The organism is Chitinophaga sp. 22620, from assembly GCF_052044405.1.
In the GTDB taxonomy this organism is placed as follows: Bacteria; Bacteroidota; Bacteroidia; order Chitinophagales; family Chitinophagaceae; genus Chitinophaga.
This window is the reverse complement of record NZ_JBQEMV010000003.1, coordinates 875,037-901,000: the sequence shown is the minus strand read 5'-3', so window position 1 is coordinate 901,000 and position 25,964 is coordinate 875,037. Positions and strand designations below refer to the sequence as shown.

Here is a 25,964-nt window from a genome sequence, read left to right as displayed (position 1 = left end):
CCTTTTTATTTCCGCTGTGCTTTCCCGGTCTGCAGGAAGCGGCTGCCCGGGCGCTGGCTTTCATAATCCAGCTTTATCCAGTGCTCGTTCTTTACCTGGCTTATCACTCTCGCTTCATCCAGCACACCATCCCAGTTGCGGCCGCCTTTTTCCGGGAATTGACTCTGGTTGCCGATCCCAACGGGGTGGTCGTCTGTTTTCCATTCCGTATCGAATTTTTCGGTTTTATTGAGCACGCCGTTCACGTAGAGTTTTACATAAGGATGATCATGCACGCCGGCGATATGGTACCATTGTTCCGTTTTCATATCGGTGCTGCCCACCACGCAAAGGTCGCCGCGGGGGCTGAGCCTTTCCACGCAGATCTCTATCAGCTCTGCTTCGGGCTGGTGCCAGTTGCGGACGCCGAACTTTTGTAACCGCCAGCTGTTGTCGCCTTTGGCGAACATGGTCTCGTAGCCGGGCAGCACGCGTTTGTTTTCGTCGCCTTTGTTAGGATAGGTATGCGCGAGGGCCCAGATGGAAAAGGTGAGCCGATGCGTGATGTCGAACAGCCGGCGTTTTTCGCTGTCCACTTTTATCCATTGGCCGTCGTTGTAATGGAATTGCTGGGCTTTGCCCAGGGGGCCGTCTACGGTGCAAACGGGGCGCATATTCACGCCGGTGGCATGCGCGGCGTTGGCGGTGGCGTCTTTGTAGCCTTCGGGCAAAGTATTGCCCGGCTCGTTGAGATGCCATACGCCGGTGAAGCCTTCTTCCAGGGAGAAGATCTCGGCCGCATGGTCTTCCGCCTCCGCCTGTTCATTTCCCCAATGCATGTAGATCGCCTGCTGGTCTGTATTCCCTTTGATGAGGGGAACTTTCACCCATACGAGCGCTTTTTTGTTCACCGGGTCCCACCACTCGATACTGTGCGGGAGAAAGGGACCGGCGGGCGTGGCGGAAAAACGGATATCGGCGCCGTTGGCGCGGGCTTTGGAAAAGTCGAAGCAGGAGGCGTTCAGCGGCACGGCCAGCGGGTAGCCGGATACATCGCCGCTTACATTGGCGCCGGAGAGGGCAGTGTTCATCCTGATCTCTAAAAACCATGGCCATTGCGCGGATCGCTGGGCCGAGGCAAGCTGTGTCAGGCAGCAAAAGAAGAAGGGTAACAGTAAGTTTTTCATAACAGCGGGCATACGGGAAGATACAAAAATTCCAATCATTCCCGGTAACGCTTCAGCACCTGTTCTTTATACAAACTACTGAGCGGGATGCTGATATCCTGCGACAGCACCAGGCTTTCCGCCTTGATCTGCTTCACATGCCGCAGCCCCGCGATAAATGATTTATGCGTGCGCACAAAAAGCGCGGGTGGAAGCGCTTCTTCCAGCTTTTTCATTGTTTGCAGCACCATGTAATGCCTGCCCGGCGTATGCACTTTCATGTAATCGCGGGCAGCTTCGATGTAGAGGATGTCCGCATACGGGATCTTCACCAGCGCATCTTTTTCACGCACTACGAGGGAGCCGGCATCTTCCGGCCGGTCGGAAGATGCAGCAGGGGAGGGCATGCGGGCCACGGCTTTGGCGAAACGCTCGTAGGAAAAGGGCTTCAGCAAATAATCCAGCGCCTGCAGCTCAAAACCTTCCACGGCATGTTCCGCATAAGCGGTCGTAAATATCACCTGCGGCGGCTTGCTGAGCGAACGGAGAAATCTGGTGCCGCTGATGAGCGGCATCTCGATGTCCAGGAACATCAGGTCCACATCCTGCTGCTCCAGCCTGGCGAAGGCTTCCATGGCATTGCGGCATTTGGCCACCAGCGTAAGCCCTTCCGTTTGCAGGATGAACGCTTCGAGTATCTGGTGGGCCATCACCTCATCGTCCACTATCATGCATCTGATCATAGCCTGGTTAATTCAATTGAATACTGAGTTCCACGATAAAGATATTATCCCGCTCCTGTATCGTCAAATGGTGTTTGCCGGGATAATACAGGGCCAGCCTGCGCTTCACGTTTTCAATCCCGATGCCTCCTTTATTGGTGTTGTTTTCCTGCAGGGGGAATATATCGTTCTCCAGGCGGAAAAGCAGCGAGCCGCCCCGCTGTACCAGCTTCCCGCGCACGAAGCCGTTGTTCGTAATGCGGTGCGCGCCATATTTGAAGCTGTTCTCCAGGAAATTAATGCACAGCAGCGGCACCACTTTCACGTTGCCTTCCACTTCCACCGTAAAATCGATCACCGCATCCGGGTACCGTTTTTTTTCCATTTCGATATAATGCTGGATGAACGCTACATCCTTTTCCACCGGCACTTTGCTCTCCTGGCAATCGTACAGGATGAAGCGCAGCATATCGCTGAGGCGGAGGATAAATGCGGGCGTTTCCTTACTCTGCTGCAGGCTCATGGCATACAGGCTGTTCAGCGTGTTGAACAAAAAATGCGGTTGCAGCTGCGCTTTCAGCGAATCCAGCTGCAGGTTGTCCGTTTCCAGCTGGCGCCTGCGCGCCTCGTTCCGGAAGGCATAACGTACAAAAAAGATGGAGGTGAACATGGCGAATTCGATGGCCAGCAGCCGGAGGTCCCAGCCGGTCAGGAAATGCTGTATGCGGATAGATGCAAAATGATCCTGCCGGATATAGAAATCCTGCAGCAGTGGCTGCTGGTTCAGCGCCAGGAATATCTTCCCGAAGGCCCAGTAGTTCAGCTTGGAAGCGTATGCAAAGAACAGGATGGCCGCGAGCACGAACAGCCCGTAACGCCTGCGGGTGAAAAGTGCGGGCGCCAGCAGGCGGTAATAGAGGACCATGTAGAGGCTGGTGGCGATGGCATACAGCAGGAGGCCGTTGAAAGGGAAGAACTGCCCGCCGGGAACGGTCATGCGGGGGAGCATGCCCAGGTAATAATCGTATTTCCAGATCACGACATACATGAGCCAGATAAACCCTTCATAATAAAGAGGGAAACGGGACGGTGTGTGCTGTTTGAATGGTAATGGAAGTTCCTGCTGCATACTGAAAATTAATATCCCTGCCCCTCACGGCGGCTTCCGGATCGGCAAAACGGCTTTTTTATCGACGAAACGGCCTTGTTCCTGTTTTGCCGGAAAGCCGCAAGCCTTCATCGAAAGCGCCTCTCTGCCCGGAATGCCCTGCGCTTTCTTTGTATCACAAAACCGAAAATATGAAAAAGAATTTTTTAATCCCTGTTCTCGTCCTGGCCGCCACCCTGAACACCCAAGCCCAGGATTCCATGCGGCTGCATAAAGACACGATTGCGCTGAAAGGCGTAACCATCGCATCCAGTAAACAGTTCGTGGAAATGAAGCCCGGCAAGCTGGTGCTGAACCTCGCCAGCAGCCCGCTGGCCGCGGGCGGCAACATCCTGGAAGTGCTGGAGCTGGCTCCCGGCGTGAAAGTGGATGCAGACGGCAATATTTCCTATAACGGCAAGCCGGTCACTGTTTACATAGACGGCCGGCCCTCGTACCTCCATAAAGAAGCGCTCAAAAACCTGCTCACCGGCACGCAAGGCCAGCTGGTGGACAAAATAGAGCTGATCAGCAATCCTTCCGCCAGATACGATGCGGCAGGCGGCGCCATGGTGCATATCCGGATGAAGAGAGAGAAGGGCCTTGGCACCAATGGTACCGCCACAGCCGCCGCCGGCGCGGGTGAATATGCCCGCGCCAATGCGTCCGTATTCCTGAACCACCGCGCCCGCGGGCTCAACGTGTATGGCGGTATAGACGGCGCCTACGGCAAACGCAGTGCCACGCGGGAGCATACCCGCGGGGTGAACGGCTTCAGCGTGAACGGTAATGAAAACAGCGTAACTGAAAGCCGTAACATCAATCTCCGCGGCGGGCTGGATTATGAGTTCAATAAAAAAAGCGCCGCTGGCCTCACTTTTACGCTGGGCTACACCGGCAGCCAGCTGAGCCGGGCAGACGAATCCCGCTTCTACAGCCATTCTCCTTCCGCCGACTCCGTTCTCACCGCCAACACCGGCGGCCGCAACAGCACCTGGATACCCGCGGTGAATGCATATTACAAAATAACGCTGGACAGCACGGGCCGCAGCCTCGCCATCAATGGCGACGCCTATGCTTACCGCCGCGATCCGGAAAACCTGTTCTCCACTTATTCCACGCATGCGCAGCCTTACATACTCCGTGACCATTCGCCGCAGGAAGTGTCTATCCAATCGCTGTCCGCGGACTATACCCATCCGTCAAAGGCAGGCAAATTCGAAGCGGGCATAAAGGCCATTCATATTCAAACGGAAACGGATACACGCTTGGAGGAACAAACGGCCAAAGGCTGGATGAATGACGCAGGCAAAACCAACCTGTTCATCTACCGCGAATGGATCAGCGCCGCATATCTCGACTATTCCCGCGGCTGGGGGAAATGGAACCTGGAAGCGGGCGCGCGCCTGGAAGATACCCGCACCCGCGGCCATTCCCTTACCACCGGCGGATCCTTCACCAAACATTACCTGCGGTTTTTCCCGAACGCCGCGCTGCAATTTTCGCCGGACGATCACAATGAATTTTCATTCTCTTACCGCAAAAGCATTAACCGGCCGGGCGTTTCAGCGGTGAATCCGTTCCTGACCTTCCGCAGCAAATACAATTATACCCGCGGCAATCCGGAGCTGAACCCGGAGATCGCGCATTCCCTTGAGCTGATGCACGGCTGGAAAGGCATACTGTTCACCACGCTTTCCTACATGCGCTACAACGGCGTGGTAACGGAGGTGAACGAGCAGGAACCCGGCAGCCAGGTATTATACAACACCTACCGCAACCTGAGCTACTCCGAATGGCTGTTTGCGGGCCTTACCTTCAGCAAGGCCCTCAACAAATGGTGGAGCATGAACGCGGCGCTGCAGGGCGGGTATGTGCGTTATCATTACGACACGGCCGCGCTGCTGAAACCCAGCCCCGGCTACTTCTTCAGCAATGTCCATTCTTTCAGCATCCCTGACTGGTGCAACCTGCAGCTGGCGTTCAATTATTCTTCCCGCGTATCCTCCGGGCTGGACGTCATGGAGCCGGTATGGGGCGTGAACATGGCCGTCCAGCGCAGCATCCTGCAAAAGCGCGGCGACCTGAAACTGAATGTGACGGACATTTTCCGCAGCCGCAAGATGGGTTCGATAGCGAACTACCATGGCGTGCAGACCGGCAGCAACACTTACAACGACGCACGGGCCGTTACTTTCACGTTCACCTGGCGTTTCGGCAACAGCAGTGTGAAAGCTAACAAGACAAGGAAAAGCGGTATCGAAAATGAAAAGGGGCGGATCGGCCAGTAAGGCGTGTAATCGTTTGGTTTATTTTGGTTTATGTGCCGAATAAATAATAATTTCGTACAATACGAGTCATAACCCAAATATCCTGAAAATGAAAAACAAATTATCTCTGCTCATCGCCCTGTTACTGGTATGCAGCCTTGCCACGCATGCACAGCTGAAACGCTTTAGCATAGGCCCTTACATAGAAGCCGGTTTCCCCGTCGGCGATTTCCAGGAAACACATAACACCGGCTGGGGCGTGGGCCTGAACGCTGACATTAAGCTGGTAGCTGGTTTTGGTGTAACGGGGTCTGTTGGTTACATGCATTTCAGCGGGAACACAGTGAACAATGTGGAGTTCAACAAGCTTGCCGCCATCCCGGTAAGGGTGGGTCTGAAATACAAGCTGGTGTCTATCCTGTATGTTAAGCTGGAAGCCGGTTCCGCGAATTTTGTGGACAGCGATCCCACCGGCGCGGCGTTCCTCGTGGCGCCAGGCGTAGGTATCAGGGTACTGGGGCTTGATGTGGCGGCCAAATACGAAGCCTGGTTCCGCGACGGCACGAGGGGATTCTTCGGGCTGAAGGCAGGGTATAACTTCTAGCATATTTCCGGTTTAAATAAAAAACCTTCTGCGGCGGACGGCGAACGTTTGCCACAGAAGGTTTTCTCTTTTACGGACGGGCCTTACACGGCGCAGGAACCATCTTCGCACACGCCGCCTTCGCTGCTGGAAGGGGTAATATCCTGCGGGTGGTTTTCTTCCCAGACCTTTTGCAGCGTCTGCGAAAATACGTCCACCGGCTGCGCGCCCGATACGGCATATTTCATGTCGAACACAAAAAAGGGAACGCCGCGGATGTTCAGGCTCCGGGCCTGCGCTTCGTCTTTGCGCACTTCGTCGGTAAACGCGGCGGAGCTTAGCAGGGGAGAGGCGTCCAGCCCGGCTTCCGCGGCTATGGCCTGGAGCGTGGCTGCGTCGCCGATGTGTTTGCCTTCGGTGAAGTAAGCTTTGAACAGGCGTTCTTCCATTTCATCCTGTTTGCCTTTCTGATGGGCCAGCTGTATGAGCCGGTGCGCATCGAAGGTATTGGTGGGCTTTACATTATCGAAATCGAAAGCCAGGCCCGCGGCCCTACCGGAGTCGGCTACACGCTCTGAATTCGCAATGGCCTGTTCGCGGCTCATACCGTATTTATTGGCCAGCAGCTGGTACTGGTCTTCTTCGTAATCTTTTTTGGCGGCGGGGTCCAGCTCGAAGCTGTGCCAGGTAACCTGTACGTCCTTGCTGTGGGGGAACTGCTCCAGTGCCGCTTCCAGGTGGCGTTTGCCGATGTAACAGAAAGGGCAGGCCACGTCCGACCAGATATCGATCTTCATACGCTCAAAATTTAAGGAACAAAAATACGGATTAAAGCGGGGAAGGATGTCAGGGCCGTGTCATGCGGGGAGGCAAGGGTGGTTACCTATGGGTAACCGCGGGTCTGTTCCGGATGTAAAAGCCGCCTGAAGAGGAGGTGACGGTTGCCTGCGGACCATTTTTTAGCCCTTAAACCGGTCGAAGGAGAAGATACCGGCATCAGGATGTTTTTTGCCCTGTATGAGGCTGCAAACGATCTCCGCGGCCATCTGGCTGAAGGTGATGCCGTTGCCGCCGAAGCCGAGCGCGAAAAATGTGTGCGGCATTTTCCGGTATCCGCCGATGTAAGGGAGACCGTCCTGCGTGCTGCCGAAAGTGCCGGCCCAGGCGAATTCCGGCTGAAAGTCCAGGTGAGGGAACCGGGTATGCACATCGCGCCGCAGCTGTCGGGTCTTTTGTTTGATGAGCTTGTCGCGGCGGTGGGGATTGTAATATGCTTCGTCGCGGCCGCCGGCGATCACCCGGTTGTCTGCCGTGGTGCGCATGTACAGGTAGGGCCTTTTTGTTTCCCAGATAAGGCAGTCGCGGTACCAGGAAGGCCCGCTTTCCGCGTGCTCGCCTGCTACCGCGTACGTAGAATAAAGCCTGACGATATGCGCGGGAAGGTATTGCAGGGTCTCGTACCCTGTGGCAATCACGATGTTCCTGGTCCGGATCACGGGGCCGCCGGCGGTGACCAGTTCCGCGCCGCTTTTGGAGAAACGTATATCCTTTACCGGCGTGCGGTCGTATACCCGCGCGCCTTTGCCGGTGTTGTGCCGGTGCAGGGCATGAGTGAGCAGGTAAGTGTCTGTTTGCCCGGCGGTAGCAGACCAGATGGCGGCGTGATTCTCAAACCCCATGTGCTTCTTCACCATCGCCGCGTCCCACCATTCCACTTCGAGGCCCATCGCCTGCCTGGCTTTGTATTCGGCTTCCAGCTGCGGCACATCTTTTTTGTAGGAGGCCAGCAGCAGGCTTTCCTTATGCTGGAAAAGACTGTTCCCTTTTTGCGGAAGCGTGTTCCTGCGTTCCTTATTTTCTTTACCCGGGGCAGGCCCATCCAGCTTGCCGCATATCTCTTCCAGCGCGCCGATAGCGGTTGCGCAAAGCCCGTAAGCCCGCTGTGCCTGCGCCTTCCCGATCTTCTCAGACAGCTCCGTGAGCGGCACGTCTATCTCGTATTGCAGCAGCGAAGTGCTGGCGCAGGTGCTGCCCAGCCCCACGCTCCGCGCATCCACCACCACGCATTCCAGTCCCGCGTTCACCAGCGCATACGCGGTAAGCGCGCCGGAAATGCCCGCGCCTATTACGGTAACGGGCGTACGAATATTTTCCCGGAGCTTAGGATAAACCTGCGGCAGGCCGTTCTGGATAAGTGAAAGCGGTAAACCGGAACTGAGGTGCACAAGCGGTGATTTTAAAACCTGGGAATTACCGGTAAATTTGGGTTGTCCGGAACCGGACGGTGCTGTACTGAAACGGACGATCCTGTTTTTCTAAGACATTGATACCCAATATATGTAACGGTGGTACGATTTTATGGTATTACCGGTATCAACGCAAAATCCATACCGCATGTTCCGCAACCACTTCAAAATAGCGCTCCGCAATGCCTGGAAATACCGTACCTATACGGGTATCAACCTCGCCGGCCTTTCCATCGGCCTCGCCGCCTGCTGGATATTGCTCCTGTACGTAGGGCATGAGCTGGGCTATGAGCGGTCTCATACGTATGCAGACAGGATATACCGCCTGGCCTGCCATGCAGCCTGGCCCGGCGGCAACCTGCACCTGGCCACCTCTTCGTACCAGTTCGGGGCTGTATTGCAGCAGGATCATCCGGAGATCGCCACGTTTACCCGCGTGGGAGCAGAAGGCGGCGGCCTGCTGGATAACGGGCGGCAGAAACTGGAAGTGAGATCGGTGGTATTTGCGGACAGCGCTTTCCTGGACATATTCACCTTCCCGCTGCTGGCGGGCGATGCAGCCACGGCCCTGCAGGCGCCGGGCTCCGTGGTGCTCACGGAAAGCCTTGCGCGGAAGCTGTTCCGCGAGCCGCTTTCGGCCATGGGCAAACAGGTGACCTGGGACAGGCATACCACCGAAACAGTGACCGGCGTGATGAAGGATGTGCCACGGCAGTCGCATTTGTATTTTGAAGCCCTGCGGTCCATGCCGCCCGGTTTTGGCGGCGGCTGGGAATCATTCGATCTGTATACTTACCTGATGCTCCGCCCCGGCGCAGATGTGAAGAAGCTGGAGGCGAAGCTGCCGGGCTTTTACCCGAAACACCTCCAGGCGTATATGGGTGAAGGCGTGGATTTCCGTTTTGAATTGCAGCCACTGGAAAGTATCCACCTCCATTCGCACCTGGATTACGAGATCAGCCCGAACGGGAATATCCGCGTCGTGTATATTTTTTCCCTGATCGCGGCGCTCATCCTGTTCATCGCCTGCATCAACTACATGAATATCTCCACTGCACGGGCTTCCGTGCGGGTGCGGGAAGTGGGCGTACGCAAATCACTGGGCTCCGGCCGGGGGCAGATAGCACGGCTTTTTCTCACGGAATCCGTACTGGTCACATTTGCGGCCGCGATTATCGCCACCGTGCTGGTGTCTGCCGCATTGCCGGTGTTCAACAGCATCTCAGGTTTGCAGCTCGGCATATGGAACTACGGTACCGGTTATACGTTATTCATACTTTTTTTATTTGCATTGCTCACCGGGCTGGCCGCGGGCGCTTACCCGGCATTGTTCATGGCTGGTTTTGAAACGATCACCGCGTTGAAAGGAAGGCTGAGCTTCCGTTTCGGCAACGCGGGCTTCCGCAGGGGGCTGGTCATTTTCCAGTTTGCCACAGCCGTGGTGCTCATCGCGGCTTCTATCGTAACCTGGCGGCAGATGCAGTTTGTGAGCGGGAAAGACCTGGGGTTTGCCAAAGACCAGGTGATCACTTTCCACCTGCACGACGAGGCTCTGCGCGAACGTATTCCCGCCATCCGCACACAGCTGATGACAAGCCCCTGGATACTGAACGTATCTGCCGTGAGCAATCCCATCGGCGGCAACAACCTCGGTGGTTACGGGTTTAAAGCGATAAAGAACGGCGAATTGCAGTCTTCGGTGAGCACGAAAGAATTTAAAGTGGATGAACATTTCCTGGAGACCATGGGCATTCCTTTGGTGAAAGGGCGCAACTTCAGCATGGACAAGCCGGGAGAACGCTACACCGCCATGCTCATCAACGAAACCATGGCTAAAGCCCTTGGTTTTGACGACCCCATCGGGCAGGTATTGCAGTACGAAGCCGATACCATCCGCCAGCGGCGCATCATCGGCGTGGTGAAAGACTTCCATATCTATTCCCTCCAGCACGAGATAGCGCCGGCGGCCATGATGATGGCGCCGTTTGCGGCCATGGAAGACAATCTATACCTGCGCCTTCATAAAGATCATATTCCCGGAGCGTTGCGGCATGTTGAAAAAGTATACGCTTCGTTCGAAAAGAACTACCCGCTGGAATATCATTTCCTGGATGAAAATTTTTCAGCACAATACAGCACTGAGAACGCCCAGCGCAGGCTGTTCCTGATATTCACCGGCCTGGCCATCTTCATCGCCTGCATGGGCCTGTTTGGTCTTGCCGCGTTCACTGCCGAGCAACGCACCAAGGAGATTGGCGTGCGCAAAGTGCTGGGCGCTTCCGTGGCGCACATCGCCGTGCTGCTCACCGGCGATTTCCTGCGGCTGGTGCTCATTTCCGCGGCCATTGCCATACCGCTCGCCTGGTGGGCCATGCAATACTGGCTGAGCGATTTCGCATACCGCATCAGCCTGAGCTGGTGGATGTTTGCCGTGGCGGGCGCCGCAGCCCTGCTCATCGCCTGCCTGACAGTCGGTTACCATGCCCTGCGGGCCGCTACGGCCAATCCCGCCGATACATTGAAGATGGAGTAAAAGCCATTTTTCTTATATTTAAGGAATGATGTTCCGCAATCACCACCTGAAAGGCATCAGGGAAGGAAAGATCAAGCTGGCATACCGCAACTGGCGCAAGCCGAACCTGAAAGCGGGCAGCACGCAGCTGACGGCCTACGGGCAGCTGATGATAGATGAAGTAACGGAAGTGCCGGAGTCCGACATCACGGAAGCCTCCGCGCGCGAATCCGGCTTTCCTACCAAAGCGGCGCTGCTGACGGAGCTGGCTAAACGTCCCGGCCAGCTGTACCGCATCCGCTTCCATTACCTCGGCGAAGACCCGCGCATCGCCCTCCGGGAAAACAACGAGATACCGGATGATGAAATGGCGGGCATCCTTAAAAAACTCGCTTCCCTCGATAAACACAGCGCCATCGGCCCCTGGACGAAAAAAGTGCTGAGCGCCATAGAGCGCCATCCTGAAGAACGCGCGGCCGACCTGGCTGTGGCCCTTAAAATGGACAAGGAATGGCTGAAGCTCAATGTCAGGAAGCTGAAGAACGTTGGCCTTACCGAAAGCCTGAAACTGGGCTACCGGCTGAGTCCGAGGGGGGAAGAAGTGCTGGCTGCGCTGAAGCAGCGGTAGGCCTTCCGTTCATCACGCATTTGCTTTTTTTAACAAAATAATATCCCTAGATTACCACCCGTTTAACACAACAAAAATTTATGCCTGCAATTCAGCAAAAGACCGCCCGGCTGGCCGTTTTTCTCGGAATGATGAGCCTGCCCGCGATGGTATCCGCACAGCAAAGCGCTGCCAGCACATCCAAATTCAGCCAGTATGAAGCATTTCAACCGGTATTCTATTTATCAGACGGCAACGACGTGCGTACCGCCAGCGGCCGCCCCGGTGATAAATACTGGCAGAATGCCGCAGATTACAAGATCGATGTAACATTCGACGATCAAAAAGAAACCATTTCCGGCACCGTGCTCATCACTTACAAGAACAACAGCCCGGAAACCCTGCCTTTCCTATGGCTGCAGCTGGACCAGAACATTTACGACAAAGAATCGCGCGGGTCCGTTTCCACCGGCGGCATCGGCCGCTGGGGCAACCGTAACTTCGACGGCGGTTATACGATCGGCAACGTATCCGTTATCAGCGCAGGCAAAGAGCAGAAAGTAACACCACAGATCACCGACACGCGTATGCGCGTGGACCTGCCGCAGGCGCTGAAAGCCAACGGCGGCGCCATACAGGTGAAAGTGCAGTTCTCTTTCCCCGTCCCTGAATACGGGACGGACCGTATGGGCATCCTCAAAACGAAGAATGGTAAAATATATGAAATAGCGCAGTGGTACCCCCGCATGTGCGTGTTCGACAACGTGCTGGGCTGGAACACCCTGCCGTACCTCGGCCAAGGCGAGTTTTACCTGGAATACGGCAACATCGAGTACAGCATCAACGCGCCCGCAAACCATATCGTGGTAGGTTCCGGCCAGCTGCTGAACCCGGCTGAAGTGCTTACCCCCGTTCAATTGAAGCGTTACCAGCAGGCGCAGCAAAGCGATAAGACCGTGATGCTGCGGGACAGGAATGAAGTGACCGATCCCGCTTCACGCCCTGCCAAACAGCGCCTTACCTGGAAATTCAAATGCAATAATACGAGAGACGTTGCCTGGGCTTCATCGCCCGCCTTCATCTGGGACGCTGCGCGCATGAACCTGCCCGGCGGTAAAAAAGCGCTGGCCATGAGCGTTTACCCTGACGAAAGCGCCGGAGATACTGCCTGGAGCCGCTCCACCGAATATGTGAAAGGCTGTATCGAGCATTATTCCGAAAAATGGTATCCCTACACTTACCCCGTTGCGGTAAACGTGGCCGGCATCGTTGGCGGGATGGAATATCCCGGCATCGTGTTCTGCTCTTCCCGCTCACAGCGCGCTGGCCTCTGGGGCGTAACCAACCACGAATTCGGGCACAACTGGTTCCCCATGATCGTGGGCAGCAACGAAAGGCGTTTTGCCTGGATGGACGAAGGTTTCAACACGTTCATCAACGGCATTGCCGATAAGGCATTCAACAATGGCGAATACGCCAACAAGGGCCGCGACCGTCATAACCTGAGCCGCGCCATGTATATGGACACTTCCGGCATCCTGCACCGCCCGGACGTGGTACGCCAGGGCAGCCTTGGCATATTGGCCTATTACAAACCCGCTGTGGGGCTGGACCTGTTGAGAGAAGAAGTGCTTGGCGAAGAACGTTTCGATAAAGCTTTCCGTTTTTATATAGACAACTGGGCGTTCAAACACCCGACGCAATGGGATTTCTTCCGCGCCATCGAAAACAGCAGCGGCGAAAGTCTGGACTGGTTCTGGCGTTCGTGGATACTGAACAACTGGAAGGTGGACATGGCTGTTGCTCCCGTTACCTATATGAACGATACCACCGCCGTGGTAACCCTGGAATGCCTGGAGCAGGCGCCCATGCCGGTGACCGTGGACCTGAAGCTGGCGGGCGGCAGCGTGAAGCGCCTGAAGTTCCCGGTGGAGATCTGGCAAAGCGGGCCGGTGTTCCGTTTCAGACAGACCGTTTCCGGTAAGATCGAAAGCGTGACAATCGATCCTGACAAACGGCTGCCCGATGTGAACAGCGCGAACAACAGCTGGAGCATGCAATAAAATTAATCCTCACATTATAACAAAAAAGAGCGCTGCACAGGCGCTCTTTTTTGTTTCCCCGAATAGCCCTGCCTGTGCCTCCCCCGGCATTAAAAAGTGTTTCTTTGACATTTAATTTTGATCTGCCGGTTTTTTACTTAATTTTCAGGCTGATGCCAGCGGAGTTTCTTTTGATCTTAACCGGTCGAATGCAGGGAAATCCGATCTAAATCGTTAAATTACAAGTACAGTTCCACGCGTTCCATGGTACAGAAATATCACCTGTTACTGCTTTTTTGTATGCTGCTGAACCGCAGCCATGCGCAGCAGCCTTTGCACGAATTCAGCACCTTAAATATCCATCATGGGCTTTCCAATAACCAGGTGAACTGCATTTACAAAGATGCCAAAGGTTTCCTGTGGTTTGGCACGATGGGCGGGCTGAACCGTTACGACGGCAGCAACTTCCGGCATTTCCGCCACAGCATTGCCGATTCCCTTTCTCTCAGCGACGATTATATCATGGGGCTGTTTGCCGCGCCGGGCAAACGTATGTATGTAAAGACCCGCAACGGAGATAATCTTTACGATCCCGTGCTGGAGCAATTCACTCCCGCACCGGCCTGGCTCAAAAGCCTGGGCCTGCCGCAGGCAGGGGTGACCAGCATTTTACCGGCCGGCGACACCTGCTGGGTGGCCTATGCAGATTCAGGACTGTACCGCATCCTGGCCGGGAACAAAGTGGCCCGCGTGCCGCTGCGGAACCCGCGCCGCGCGCAGATTGCAGACATCAGGCGGGAAAACGCGCAGCACATGATGCTCCTGTATAAGGACGGCGGCCTTGAAAGGCTGGACGTGCGCACCGGCCGTACGCTGATGGAAACCGATATATTCTGCCAGTACGTTACCAAACCGCCGTTGTCCCTCCAGCTGTTCATAGACGCGGAGCATGACCTGTGGCTGTACATGCCGAACAGCGATTTCGGGGCAATGTATTACAATCCCCGCAATGGTACTACGCGGTTGCTTTCCAGGCGGAACATGGTGTTGAATAACGACATCGTGAACAGCATCATCCAGGACGAGCACGGCCGCATCTGGATCGGAACGGATCATGGCGGCGTGAACGTGGTGAACAAAAAAGATTTCACCGCCACCACCATCACCAGCCGCATTGAAGACACCAAAAGCATTGCGGAAAACGCCATCTATGCCTTGTATAAGGACGACCAGGGCATCATCTGGTGCGGCACCTACAAGCGCGGGGTGAGCTATTACGCGGAAAACAAAATGAAATTCCGCCTCTACGAGCATAAACACGGCATTGCGGGCAGCCTGCCCTACAACGATGTGAACTGTTTCGCGGAAGACGCCAAAGGTAATATCTGGATCGGCACCAACGGCGGCGGGCTTATTTACTTCGACCGGAAGGCGCATACCTTCAAACAGTTCAAGCACAATCCTGCCGACGATAACAGTATCAGCAATGATGTGATCGTGAGCCTGTACGTTGACTGGCACGATAACCTCTGGATCGGGTATTATTTCGGCGGCATGGACTATTACAACCACCAGCGGTTCGCCCATTACCGCCACAACCCGCAGGATCCCAACAGCCTGGCCAACAAGACCGTCTGGAAGATCTACCGCGACCGCCGCAACACGTTCTGGATAGGCACGCTGGGCGGCGGCCTGGACCGGTTCGATCCGGGTAACGGCATTTTTTATCACAACAACGCGGAGCAGCCTAACTCCGTACATTCCAACTACATCACGGCTTTCGCGGAAACGCCCGGTGGCGACCTCTGGATCTCCACCGCTTACGGCATCGACGTGCTGGATAAATCGAAAGGCATTTTTGTTCACCTGATGCACAGCACGCACCAGCTCAGCAACGACAACGTAAGCTCATTGCTTTGCGACAGCCGCGGGCATATGTGGGCGGGCACGCGCGAAGGCCTCAGTCTTTTCGACCCCGCCACCCGCACTTTCCGCACCTTCCGTACCGAGCACGGCCTGCCTGACGATAATATCATCAGCATACTGGAAGACCGCCAGGGTTACATCTGGGTGAGCACTTCACGCGGCCTCAGCAAAATTTCGCTGGAAGAAGGAGAGGGTGGCGTGCGCATCAAATGCCGCAATTATGATGATGACGATGGATTGCAGGGCAAAGTGTTCAACGTAAACGCCGCGCTGAACCTGCGAAGCGGTGAAATGATCTTCGGCGGAGCGGACGGCTTCAACCTCTTCAGGCCTGAAGAGATCAGGCAGCATCATACCCAGCCCTCCCTGGTATTCACCAGCCTGCAGCTGTTCAACAAAACCGTGGGCGTGAATGAAAAGTTCCGCAACCACATCGTGCTGCCCGCCGCGTTGCCCGAAACCAAAGAGCTGGAGCTGCGGTATAACGAAAACGATTTTTCCATCGACTTTGCCTCGCTCAATTTTGTGCATTCCGGTAAGAACCGCTACACCTATTTCCTGGAAGGGTTCAATAAAGAATGGATGGTGACGGACGGGCGGAGCCGGCGCATTACTTACACCAACATCAATCCCGGCGAATATACCCTGCACCTGAAGGCCGCGGAAGAGGACGGGCAATGGAACAGCGAAGGCATTTCCCTGAAGATCCGCATCCTGCCGCCGTTCTGGAAAACGCCCTGGGCTTATGCCCTGTACATCATGATGGTTATTGCGCTGCTGTATTTTTCAAGGAAAATGGTGATACGCCGCGCCCACCGCCGGTTTGCACTGCAGCAGGAACGCAAGGAGGCCCAGCGCCTGCACGACCTGGATATGATGAAGATCAAGCTGCTGACCAATGTGAGCCATGAGTTCAGAACACCCGTATCGCTGATACTTTCGCCGATAGAAGACATGATCCGCAAAAGCGGCAACCCTGAAGAAAAGCAGCAGTTCCAGCTGATACGCCGCAATGCCAGGCGCCTGCTGAACCTGGTGAACCAGCTGATGGACTTCCGCAAGATGGAAATGCAGGAACTGAAACCCGTGCCCGTGAAAGGCGAACTGATGGGCTTCCTGGAAGAAGTGGCGCAATCGTTCTCCGACCTTGCCGAAAGGAAAGGCGTGGAATTTACCTACACCGCCAACACCAGCCAGCTGCAGGTGCTTTTCGACCACGACAAGATAGAGCGCATCCTGTTCAACCTCCTGTCTAACGCATTCAAATTCACCCCGCAGGGCGGCAAAGTGGCCGTAACGGCGGACGTGATGCTGGAGCCGGAGCTGGCTACGCTGGAACTGAAAGTGAAAGACTCCGGCATTGGCATGCCTGCCGAACAGCTGGAAAAAATATTCGAGCGGTTCTTTCAGAGCGACCAGCCGGGGCAATATGTGAACCAGGGCAGCGGTATCGGTCTTGCCATCACCCGGGAATTCGTGAAGCTGAACAACGGCACCATCACCGTGGAAAGCGAGCCGGATAAAGGCACCTGCTTCACCGTAAGGCTGCCCTTCACACCGGCCGGCCAGGTGGAAGAAACCAAACCTGCCCAGCCGCAGAAAGTTTTCCTCTCCAACGGCAAAAAGCGGAACAAAAAGAAACAGACCATCCTGCTGGTGGAAGACAACGACGATTTCCGTTTCTACCTGAAAGACAACCTGAAAGAGCATTACAACATCATAGAAGCGCAGGACGGCGCCGCCGGCTGGCAACAGGCCCTGGCCCAGCTGCCCGACCTGGTGGTGAGCGACATTACCATGCCGGTGATGGACGGGGTGGAACTTTGCCGCAAAATAGCCGGGGACGCCCGCACCCGCCATATTCCCGTGATACTGCTTACCGCCCTGGCAGCCGAAGAACAGCAGCTGAAAGGGCTGGAAACCGGCGCGGCCGATTACCTGATCAAACCGTTCAACTTCGAGATCATGCTGTCGCGCGTGCGCAACCTGCTCACACGGCAGGCGCCCGTGCAGCTGGTGATACCGCAGAAGGAGCCGGAAGGGGCCAATGGTCTTTCCGGGGACGAGAAGTTCATGCAGCGGGCGCTGGAGATCGTGGAAAAACATCTTTCCGACCCCGGCTTTTCAGTGGAAGTGCTGAGCCGCGAGCTTTGCATGAACAGGGTATCCGTGTACAAACGCATCTTCGCCCTTACGGGGCATCCTCCCATAGAGTTCATCCGCACGGTGCGCCTGCAAAGGGCGGCCATGCTGCTCACCAAAACCGAAATGAACATTACCGAAGTGGCGTACGAAGTGGGCTTCAATAACCCAAAGTACTTTGCGCGCTATTTCAAGATGGAGTATCATATGCTGCCTTCCGCTTATGCTACCGCTATGCGGAAGTAGCCGGTATTGGAAGCTTCCATCGGTACAAACCGGCTCAGGCACACAGCTCACGCCTCAGACTTGCACCAGCCTGGTTCATACAATGCCTGCTTTCCCTGGTCAACATACCTTCCCAGGTTAAACCTGTGAAGATCAATTGCTTATTGCGCCGCAGGCTACAAATCGTACCCTTCAAATTAACATCCCGTCCGGGGTGTGCAACATTCCCGACCGCTTTTTTAAACAAGGCACTCCCCCCGGTCTTGAAGCGTCTGTCTATTTTTAGCCGGATGATTCCACAATAGTTGCACTTATGAAATAACAACCAAACTAAAACGCTCAATTCCACCATCCACAAAACTCATTGCACGTATGAAAAAACACAGCATTACAGTACGGTCGTGCCTGGCATTATGGGCCATGATCTGCATCTGGCTGCTTGCCTTACCGGCGCATGCACAAAACACTCCCCCGGCGGGGCAAGCCGCTTCCCGCAAAATTACGGGCACAGTGACGGACGCTGAGACCGGCAGGCCGGTTCCCGGGGCCACCGTGGTAGTACGCGGCACCACCAATGCCGTTGTAACGGACAACGACGGCCATTTCAGCATCAACGCCGCCACCGGCCAGGTGATCGGCATCACTTTCATCGGTTTTGCCACCAGGGAGCTGCGCGTAGGCGCCTCCAGCGTGATGAACACCACCCTGGAAACAGACCAGCGCCTGCTGAAAGACGTAGTGGTGGTCGGTTACGGCACCATGAAAAAAACGGACCAGAGCAGCGCGCAGGTGTCCATTTCTTCCGCGGACATCAATAAGAGCATTAACACTACCATGGACCAGGCCCTCCAGGGCAGGGCCGCGGGCGTGTACGTAACGCAGAATACCGGCCAGCCCGGCGGCGGCGTTTCCGTAGTGATCCGCGGGGTGAACACCCTGAGCGGCACCAACGAACCGCTGTACGTGATAGACGGGGTCCAGATACAACCGGCCACCGTGAGCTACGGCAACACCAGCTCCGTGAACCCTCTGGCAGGCATTAACCCCAGCGACATCGAATCCATCGAAGTATTGCAGGGCCCTTCCGCAACGGCGGTGTACGGTTCCCGCGCCACCAACGGCGTGGTGCTTGTAACTACCAAACGCGGCAAGGCAGGCCAGTTCAAAGTGAGCTACAATTACCTCTATTCCCAGCAGGACAAACCTGATGCGCTGCCCGTAATGAATCTTCAGCAGTTCGCCATCATGAACAATGAAATTGCCCGCCTGCTGAACCGCACGCCTACCGCCGAATTCGCCAACCCCTCTGTATTGGGCGCCGGTACACAATGGCAAAAAGAGCTCTTCCGGACGGCGCCGCTGCAAAAGCACCAGGTGACCGTTAGCGGCGGGATGAACAATACCACCTATTACATGTCCGGCGAATATTTCAGCCAGGAAGGCGTGGCCATCGGCTCGGACTTCGACCGTTATTCCTTCAGGCTCAACCTGGACAACCAGGCTTTTAAATGGCTGAAGCTGAGCACCTCGCTCAATTTTTACCAGACGAAGGAAAAGCTTTCTTCCACCAGCGAAGATGTGATCCGTAACGCCCTCAACCTTGCGCCGAACATTGCCGTGAAAAATGCTGACGGCAGCTGGGGCGGTGCAACGGAAAATGAATACGGCGGCAACGCCAGATACGCCCCGCTGAACCCTGTGGCCATTGCAAACCTGGTGGACAACCGGCTGAAAAGGACCGGCGGCCTGGGCGGTGTTTCCGCTGAAGTGGCCATCATCAAAGGCCTTACCTTCCGCACCAGCTTCAACGGCAATTTTGAGTATGCGGACGGCAGCAAGTTCACGCCCACCTACCGCCTGGGTTTCATTGCCAACGAAAAGGCCAGCCTGAGCGTAAACAATAACCGCAACTTTTACTGGAACCTGAACGAACTGCTGCAATACAATACCAGCTTCGGGAAACACAGCATCGGTGTAATGGGGAGCCACGAAGCGCAGGCCTGGAACAGCCAGGGCTTCAGCGCAACACGTACAGGTTTTGCCAGCAACGAAATACCCAGCATCAACCTCGGCGATGCATTAGGGCAAACGACCGGCAGCTTCAAGTACTCGGGGGCGCTGGAATCGTGGCTGGGCCGTGTTAACTATACGTACGATAACAAATATATCGTGCAGCTCGCCGGCCGCGCGGATGGCTCGTCCAACTTCGGGCCGGAGAACAAATGGGGCTTCTTCCCCTCCGTATCCGCCGCCTGGCGTGTGAGCGAAGAGCCTTTCATGCACGGGCTTACGTTTATCAGCGACTTTAAAATAAGGGCTGAATTCGGTACCACCGGCAACAACGGCAGCGGCGGCAAACAGTATTCCGCGCTCAAGTCTGTTACCACCCCATGGGGCGCAGGTTTCCGTACGGATCAATATGGTAATGCAGGCCTCAAATGGGAATCCACCGAAACAAAGAACATCGGCATCAACCTCAGCCTGTTTAAGGACAGGATACAGCTGGAGGGCGATTATTATATCCGTAAAACAGACAACCTGCTGATGGACAACCCGCTGCCCGCCTATATGGGCACAGTCGGCGAAGGCAACATCGCTGCCCCTGTCGTGAATATCGGCGCGATGGAAAACAAAGGTTTCGGCATTACGCTCAACACCGTGAATATCGATAACAAGAAGGGCTTCACCTGGCGCACCAATTTCAATATCTCCTCTTTCAAAACAAAGATCACCAAGTTCTATTCAGACGCGGCTTTCCTTCCACGTTCCGCCTGGTATATGGACAATTTCACGAGCCGTTCCGCCGTAGGGCAGGCGCCGTGGATGTTCTGGGGCTATATCATGGACGGTATCTTCCAGTCTGAAGAAGAGATACAGAACAGCGCCATCCCCGAAACGTCTCCCGGTACACCGCTCCCCATATCCAGGGATGGCGGTGTTTGGGTTGGAGACATCAAATACAGGGATCTGAACGGCGATAAGGTCATCGATTCAAGGGACCAGACCTTTATCGGCAACCCATGGCCCAAGCTTACTTTCGGGCTCACGAACACCTTTTCCTACAAGGGTTTCGACCTGAGCATCCTTGTTACAGGGGCGCAGGGCAACGATATTTACAATTACATGAGCTTTATCAATACCAATCCCAACAGGATCAACCTGGGCCGCAACCTGCTGCTGGGGGCATTTGATTATGCACGCCTGAAATCCGAGGGCGGGAAAGACATGCTCGAAAATCCCGGCACAACAGTTCCCCGCATCACCGGCAGCGACCTGAACGGGAATGGCAACCGCTTTACGAACCGTTTTGTGGAAGACGGCTCCTACATCCGCATCAAGAACGTGCAGCTGGGCTACAATCTGCCGCATTCACTGCTGCGGGGCCAGGGCGTGCTGAAAGCCGTGCGGCTTACCGTAGGCGCGCAGAACCTGCACACCTTCACCAAATACACAGGTTTCGACCCGGAAGTGGGAGCATACCTTGGTAAAGAAGTGCAGCTGAACAGCCAGCTGATAGCCGTGGACGCAGGCCGTTACCCGCTCACCCGGATGTATTCCGCCAGCATCGGCGTTGATTTTTAAAGCAAAAACCGCTACAACATGAACAAACCCAATCTTATCAAAATATCTCTCCTGTTGCTCTGGTGCGGCATGCTCGCCGGTTGCGGAAAAGACTTCCTGAACCGTCCGCCGGAAGACGCCATCGTGGACGCCAACTTTTACAAAACACCTGAGCAGGTGCTGGCAGGAACAGCGCCGCTATACAACATCGTATGGTTTGCCTACAACGATAAATCATCCCACGGCATCGGCGACGGCAGGGGCGGAGCGCTCATGTCCGGCTCGTACCAGGTGGAGAACATCCGCATGCAAACCACCGATGTAACGCCTGAGGTATACACTTCCTGGACCTCCTTCTTCAACGTGGTGGCCCAGTCGAACATGGTGATCAACAACCTCACGAAATTCACGGGGCCTGAAGTTCCTGAAAGCGCCAAACAGGCAGGCATTGCCGAAGGGCGTTTTATGCGTGCCGTGGCTTACAGCTACCTGGTGCAGAACTGGGGGCCAGTGCCGGTCATTGTAGACAACAATGTATTGCTCACCGATACCTCCATCACCCGCAACACCGTGGAGTCCGTCTGGGAATTCATTATCCGCGACCTGCAATTTGCGGCGGACAACCTGCCCGCTTCGCCCGCGCTGCCCGGCCGCGTTACCAGCTGGAGCGCCAAAGGCATGCTCGCAAAAGCATACCTCACCCGCGCAGGCATCAGCGGCACGCTGAACCAAAGCGACCTGAACGAAGCGAAAAAATATGCGCTGGATGTGATCCAGAACAGCGGAGCAAGGCTGATGACCAATTACGAGGACCTCTTCCTCATGAAGAACAACAACAACTCTGAAAGTCTTTTCGCCCTGCAATGGAAATATGACGGCGACTGGGGCACACAGAACAGCGTACAGGCTTTCCTGGCCTACGGTTCGGAGATCACCGGCTTCGGCGACGGATGGGGCGGCGACCTCGGCGGCTCGCTGGACCAGCTGAAGCTCTATACAACGCTCGACAAACGGCGCAAGGCCACCTTCATGTTCCCGGGCGACCATTATTCATACATTCACCAGTCTGTAGACGATCCCAACAATCCCGGTAAAAAGATCATACAGGAGTTGCAGGTTCCCTGGAACTGGGTAGGCTCCGAACGTTACAACACCCGCGCCTGGGTGAAGAAGTACGTCGTGGGAAGGCCGGAAGACAATGAAGGCAAGGTGACCCAGCAGCATACCGAGATCAACACCTATATGCTGCGCCTGGCAGACGTATATCTCATCTATGCCGAAGCAGCCCTGGGCGCAGCCCCGTCCACCACGGATGCAACGGCGCTGAAATATTTCAACGATGTGCGTAAGCGCGCGGGCGTTCCCGATAAATTGATTATCACGGCAAACGACATCTTCAACGAAAGAAGGCTGGAACTGGCCATGGAAGGGCAGATATGGTACGATATCGTGCGCATGCATTATCATTCCCCGCAGAAAGCATTGCAGCTGCTGGGTGCGCAGGACAGGGGCACTTACCGCATTGTACCCAATGCCGCCACCAACGCCACCAGCTGGAGCATCACTTCCGATACGCCGGCATTTTATCCTGTAACGGAAGCCAACTTCTTCCTGCCTTACCCGGCAGTGGAATTGTCTGCCGCGCCCAACCTGCGTAAACCGCCGGTGCCTTACAAGTTCTAACGCCAAAAAACAACCACATGAACAAACTGCAATCCATCATATGCATTTTTATGCTGAGCCTGCTTTGGGCATGCTCTAAAGACGACGGCCTGAGCGGCCCGCCCTCCGTGCGTTCCGTGACCCTGCTGGATTCCGCCCGGCAGGACAGCGCCTTCACCCGTGCCCTGCCCGGCACGCTGGTGCTCATTACCGGCGATAACCTGGACGGTATCACCCAGGTATCTTTCAACGGGCTGAACGCATATTTTAATCCTGCTTACAACACCAATACCCACCTTATCATTACCATCCCGGAAGAAGCGCCCACAGAGGCCACAGATCCGGATGTACCGAACCTGATCCACATCGTTACCACGCACGGGGAAACATCGTATTCCTTCGTGGTAGACATTCCACCGCCTTCCATCTTCGCGATTTCCAACGAAAACGCCATGCCCGGCGATTCGCTGTACATTTTCGGTTCCTCGCTCTGGCTCATCGAAAAGATCCAGTTCCCGGGCGGCCGCGAAGTGACCGCGTTCAATGCCGATGAAGAGGGTACCCTCGTGCGCCTTGTTATGCCTAACCTGGGTACAGATACGGGCCGCATTACCATCGTAGCCAAGTATGGCAGCGCTACGTCTAACGGGCCGCTGAACGACCACCAGAGCGGGAACGTAATAAGCAACTTCACCAACGACGGCGAAACCGGTGAGCTGCCGCGTCTCAACTGGGCCTGGTGGGGCGCCGATCGTAAGAACGACGCCACATTGTTTCCCGGCACACGCGGCTATTACCTGCATAACATATTTGGCGGGGTGGGCTCCAATGATCCAGCCTGGTGGAACGGCGGGCGCTCCGGCAACTTCAATGATGTGCCGATGTTTACCGCCGCCATCATGACGCAGCAGGCATCCGACTATGCGCTGAAGTTCGAAGTGAACACGAGAGAGCCCTGGACAACCGCCGTTTGCGTGCTGCGCTTCGGTGAAAACTATGCCTACCGTCTTATGCCGTTCGTAGGCGCGCCCGGCGCTTCGTTCCATACGGAGAACAAGTGGGTGACAGCCACCATCCCCCTGAGCGAGTTTAAGACCAAAGCGGATGATGTGGAAGGTACCGGCACAGGCGCCGCCACCATGGGGCAGCTGCTGAAGCCGGACGGTGTTGTGGCTTTTGGTTTCCGGATCGTTTCAGAAGCCCAGCCCATAGAGGTGTTTAACGCAGCATTCGATAATTTCAGGATCATAAAGATTAAATAATAATGAGAATAGCAAGAGCGATCTGGTTGTTGACGCTGCTGTGTACAACCGTGGCAGCATGTAACAAAAAGAACGGGGGAGACAGGTACAATGGCGGCGAAGAGGGAACGGATACGACAGGGAACGTAGTAACGCCTGCCGACCCGGCTACTGCTGCAACAATTGGCTTCTTCATGGATGGATGGTTGCAACGGAAGTTCACGGCGCCTGCCTTTGTGGAAAAGGCGCCGCCTTCCGCCGCTGCATATACGGTAACGGTAGACGCGTCCGCCATTGCCACGAAAATTTCGCCCGCGCTGTTCGGTAACAACGCCAACGTCTGGATGACGCAGATGGCCGATCAGCCGAAGCTGATCACGCACCTGACGAATTTAAGACCCGGCATCCTGCGTTTCCCCGGCGGCAACACCAGCAGCGTCTACTTCTGGAATGCCGCTCCCGGCCAGCCCCCGGCAGACGCGCCGCCCAAGCTGCTTGATGCAGGCGGCGGGTTGATAGATGCCGGTTACTGGTACGGCGGCAATACGGCCGGCTGGACCCTGAGCGTAGAGAACTATTACCGCGCGCTGCAGCAGACCGGCAGCGAAGGCATCATTACCGTCAATTACGGGTATGCGCGTTACGGTACCGGCGCCGATCCCGTGGCGGCGGCCGCCCACCTGGCGGCTGAATGGGTGCGGGCAGACAAAGGGCGCACGCGGTACTGGGAAGTGGGCAATGAAAGCAACGGCGCATGGCAGGCGGGTTATCGCATAGACCCTTCACAGAATAAGGACGGGCAGCCTGCGATCATCACCGGTGAACTGTATGGTAAACATTTTAAGGTGTTCGCCGATTCCATGCGTAAAGCGGCGGCGGAGAACGGCAAGCCCATTTTCATCGGTGCGCAGATGCTGGAGCATGAACCGGCCAACTGGGCTACCAATACAGACCGGGAATGGAATACCGGCGTGCTGGCACAGGCGGGCGTTGCGGCGGATTATTACATCATCCACAGCTATTATACGCCTTACAATACCAACTCCAACCCGCCGGAAGTGCTGGCATCCGCAGAAGCCGTTACCAAAGCCATGGCAGACCATGTGGCGGCAGCGGTCAGCACTGCCCGCGCGCCCGTGAAGCCCGTGGCGCTTACCGAGTGGAACATTTTCGCCGTGGGCTCGCAGCAAATGGTGTCGCAGGTAGCTGGCATGCATGCCGTGATGGTGATAGGAGAGCTGATGCGCAACCGCTTCGGGCTCGCCTGCCGCTGGGACCTTGCCAATGCCTGGGAGAACGGCAACGACCACGGCCTTTTCAGCCAGGGCGAAGCCGCTTCAGGCGAACAGCGCTGGGATCCCAGGCCGGCTTTTTATTATCTCTACTATTTTCAAAAATGCCTTGGCGACCGCTTCATTAATACGGCGGTATCCGGCGCCAACAGCGGCATCAATGCTTACGGGTCCACCTTCAGTTCCGGTGAAGCAGGCGTTACGCTCGTCAACAGATCCAGTTCCGCGCGCGACGTACAGCTGGATTTTAAGAATTTCAAACCCGGCGGCCGCTACTACTGGTACGTGCTCACCGGCGGCGATGGGGTCAGCAGCTTTTCCCGGAAGGTGTTCGTGAACGGTTCAGGCCCTTCAGGAATAGCCGGCGGGCCGGCGGATTACGCTTCCCTGAAGGCTTTCAGCGCGAACGCCTCGCAGGGCGTGCGGGTGAGCCTGCCGCCGATGTCTGTAGTATGTATGGTGATCGGGAAAAAATAGCTTACAAGAAGGATGCAAATACAGTTGACGGCCGGGGAGATGCGATATTTTCCCGGCCATTTTTATGCATGCATGAAATTAACCTCAGGGGGCGATCGGGCCAACCTTGCAGCGGCGCTCCCCAGATCAGCAGGAAATGAATAACTTGACAGTGATCAACTTCC

The 25,964-nt window shown here is 55.7% G+C and carries 15 protein-coding genes; 10 read left to right on the top strand and 5 right to left on the bottom strand.

The window, feature by feature from the left end:
• Positions 1–5 precede the first annotated feature (5 nt).
• From ACTJIK_RS19105 to ACTJIK_RS19095, 3 genes are read right to left on the bottom strand one after another with little or no spacing between them, the layout of a single operon-like run.
• Complete coding sequence (locus ACTJIK_RS19105) at positions 6–1,166, bottom strand: DUF2341 domain-containing protein (protein ID WP_440649049.1); 1,161 nt, start codon at positions 1,164–1,166, stop codon at positions 6–8.
• Between the two features lie 35 nt (positions 1,167–1,201).
• Entirely contained in the window at positions 1,202–1,888 is a 687-nt protein-coding gene (locus ACTJIK_RS19100; RefSeq protein WP_440649047.1) for a LytR/AlgR family response regulator transcription factor, read from the bottom strand.
• A gap of 7 nt (positions 1,889–1,895) precedes the next feature.
• Entirely contained in the window at positions 1,896–2,996 is a 1,101-nt protein-coding gene (locus tag ACTJIK_RS19095) for a sensor histidine kinase (RefSeq protein WP_440649045.1), read from the bottom strand.
• 170 nt (positions 2,997–3,166) lie between these two features.
• Here ACTJIK_RS19095 and ACTJIK_RS19090 point away from each other — a divergent pair, with 170 nt between their 5' ends.
• Together ACTJIK_RS19090 and ACTJIK_RS19085 are read left to right on the top strand one after the other, a co-directional pair.
• Positions 3,167–5,305 carry an outer membrane beta-barrel protein gene (locus ACTJIK_RS19090; protein ID WP_440649043.1) on the top strand — a complete coding sequence of 713 codons (2,139 nt, stop codon included), beginning with the start codon at positions 3,167–3,169 and terminating at the stop codon, positions 5,303–5,305.
• An 88-nt stretch (positions 5,306–5,393) separates the two neighbouring features.
• A complete protein-coding gene (locus ACTJIK_RS19085; protein WP_440649041.1) occupies positions 5,394–5,888 on the top strand; it encodes an outer membrane beta-barrel protein in 495 nt (164 codons plus the stop codon).
• Between the two features lie 83 nt (positions 5,889–5,971).
• On the opposite strand, the gene ACTJIK_RS19080 is transcribed toward ACTJIK_RS19085, so the two are convergent.
• Both ACTJIK_RS19080 and ACTJIK_RS19075 read right to left on the bottom strand, forming a co-directional pair.
• Positions 5,972–6,664, bottom strand: a complete 693-nt coding sequence (locus tag ACTJIK_RS19080) for a DsbA family oxidoreductase (RefSeq protein WP_440649039.1) — start codon at positions 6,662–6,664, stop codon at positions 5,972–5,974.
• A gap of 162 nt (positions 6,665–6,826) precedes the next feature.
• Positions 6,827–8,092: an NAD(P)/FAD-dependent oxidoreductase gene (locus ACTJIK_RS19075; RefSeq protein ID WP_440649037.1), complete on the bottom strand. Its 1,266-nt coding sequence runs from the start codon at positions 8,090–8,092 to the stop codon at positions 6,827–6,829.
• A gap of 169 nt (positions 8,093–8,261) precedes the next feature.
• On the opposite strand from ACTJIK_RS19075, the gene ACTJIK_RS19070 reads away from it, so the two are divergent.
• From ACTJIK_RS19070 to ACTJIK_RS19035, 8 genes are all read left to right on the top strand, one after another.
• A complete protein-coding gene (locus ACTJIK_RS19070) occupies positions 8,262–10,646 on the top strand; it encodes an ABC transporter permease (protein ID WP_440649035.1) in 2,385 nt (794 codons plus the stop codon).
• A gap of 25 nt (positions 10,647–10,671) precedes the next feature.
• Entirely contained in the window at positions 10,672–11,253 is a 582-nt protein-coding gene (locus ACTJIK_RS19065; RefSeq protein WP_440649033.1) for a hypothetical protein, read from the top strand.
• An 80-nt stretch (positions 11,254–11,333) separates the two neighbouring features.
• A complete protein-coding gene (locus ACTJIK_RS19060; protein ID WP_440649031.1) occupies positions 11,334–13,295 on the top strand; it encodes a M1 family metallopeptidase in 1,962 nt (653 codons plus the stop codon).
• A 243-nt stretch (positions 13,296–13,538) separates the two neighbouring features.
• Positions 13,539–17,588, top strand: a complete 4,050-nt coding sequence (locus ACTJIK_RS19055; RefSeq protein WP_440649029.1) for a hybrid sensor histidine kinase/response regulator transcription factor — start codon at positions 13,539–13,541, stop codon at positions 17,586–17,588.
• 351 nt (positions 17,589–17,939) lie between these two features.
• The gene (locus ACTJIK_RS19050) at positions 17,940–21,149 is read left to right on the top strand and encodes a SusC/RagA family TonB-linked outer membrane protein (RefSeq protein WP_440649026.1); all 3,210 of its coding nucleotides are present in this window, start codon (positions 17,940–17,942) and stop codon (positions 21,147–21,149) included.
• Positions 21,150–21,167: 18 nt separating this feature from the next.
• On the top strand, positions 21,168–22,811 hold the full coding sequence (locus ACTJIK_RS19045) for a RagB/SusD family nutrient uptake outer membrane protein (RefSeq protein WP_440649024.1): 1,644 nt from the start codon (positions 21,168–21,170) through the stop codon (positions 22,809–22,811).
• A gap of 17 nt (positions 22,812–22,828) precedes the next feature.
• A complete protein-coding gene (locus tag ACTJIK_RS19040) occupies positions 22,829–24,052 on the top strand; it encodes a glycan-binding surface protein (RefSeq protein WP_440649022.1) in 1,224 nt (407 codons plus the stop codon).
• Positions 24,053–24,054: 2 nt separating this feature from the next.
• Positions 24,055–25,800, top strand: coding sequence for an alpha-L-arabinofuranosidase (locus ACTJIK_RS19035; protein WP_440649020.1), 1,746 nt, complete (start codon positions 24,055–24,057; stop codon positions 25,798–25,800).
• The last annotated feature ends 164 nt before the right edge of the window (positions 25,801–25,964 follow it).

Bases quoted from the DNA above. Each gene is read 5' to 3' on its own strand.
- ACTJIK_RS19095 (WP_440649045.1), bottom strand. From the start codon at position 2,996: ATGCAGCAGGAACTTCCATTACCATTCAAACAGCACACACCGTCCCGT.
- ACTJIK_RS19040 (WP_440649022.1), top strand. From the start codon at position 22,829: ATGAACAAACTGCAATCCATCATATGCATTTTTATGCTGAGCCTGCTT.
- ACTJIK_RS19055 (WP_440649029.1), top strand. From the start codon at position 13,539: ATGGTACAGAAATATCACCTGTTACTGCTTTTTTGTATGCTGCTGAAC.
- ACTJIK_RS19060 (WP_440649031.1), top strand. From the start codon at position 11,334: ATGCCTGCAATTCAGCAAAAGACCGCCCGGCTGGCCGTTTTTCTCGGA.
- ACTJIK_RS19080 (WP_440649039.1), bottom strand. From the start codon at position 6,664: ATGAAGATCGATATCTGGTCGGACGTGGCCTGCCCTTTCTGTTACATC.
- ACTJIK_RS19050 (WP_440649026.1), top strand. From the start codon at position 17,940: ATGAAAAAACACAGCATTACAGTACGGTCGTGCCTGGCATTATGGGCC.
- ACTJIK_RS19100 (WP_440649047.1), bottom strand. From the start codon at position 1,888: ATGATCAGATGCATGATAGTGGACGATGAGGTGATGGCCCACCAGATA.
- ACTJIK_RS19090 (WP_440649043.1), top strand. From the start codon at position 3,167: ATGAAAAAGAATTTTTTAATCCCTGTTCTCGTCCTGGCCGCCACCCTG.
- ACTJIK_RS19045 (WP_440649024.1), top strand. From the start codon at position 21,168: ATGAACAAACCCAATCTTATCAAAATATCTCTCCTGTTGCTCTGGTGC.
- ACTJIK_RS19035 (WP_440649020.1), top strand. From the start codon at position 24,055: ATGAGAATAGCAAGAGCGATCTGGTTGTTGACGCTGCTGTGTACAACC.
- ACTJIK_RS19105 (WP_440649049.1), bottom strand. From the start codon at position 1,166: ATGAAAAACTTACTGTTACCCTTCTTCTTTTGCTGCCTGACACAGCTT.
- ACTJIK_RS19065 (WP_440649033.1), top strand. From the start codon at position 10,672: ATGATGTTCCGCAATCACCACCTGAAAGGCATCAGGGAAGGAAAGATC.
- ACTJIK_RS19085 (WP_440649041.1), top strand. From the start codon at position 5,394: ATGAAAAACAAATTATCTCTGCTCATCGCCCTGTTACTGGTATGCAGC.
- ACTJIK_RS19070 (WP_440649035.1), top strand. From the start codon at position 8,262: ATGTTCCGCAACCACTTCAAAATAGCGCTCCGCAATGCCTGGAAATAC.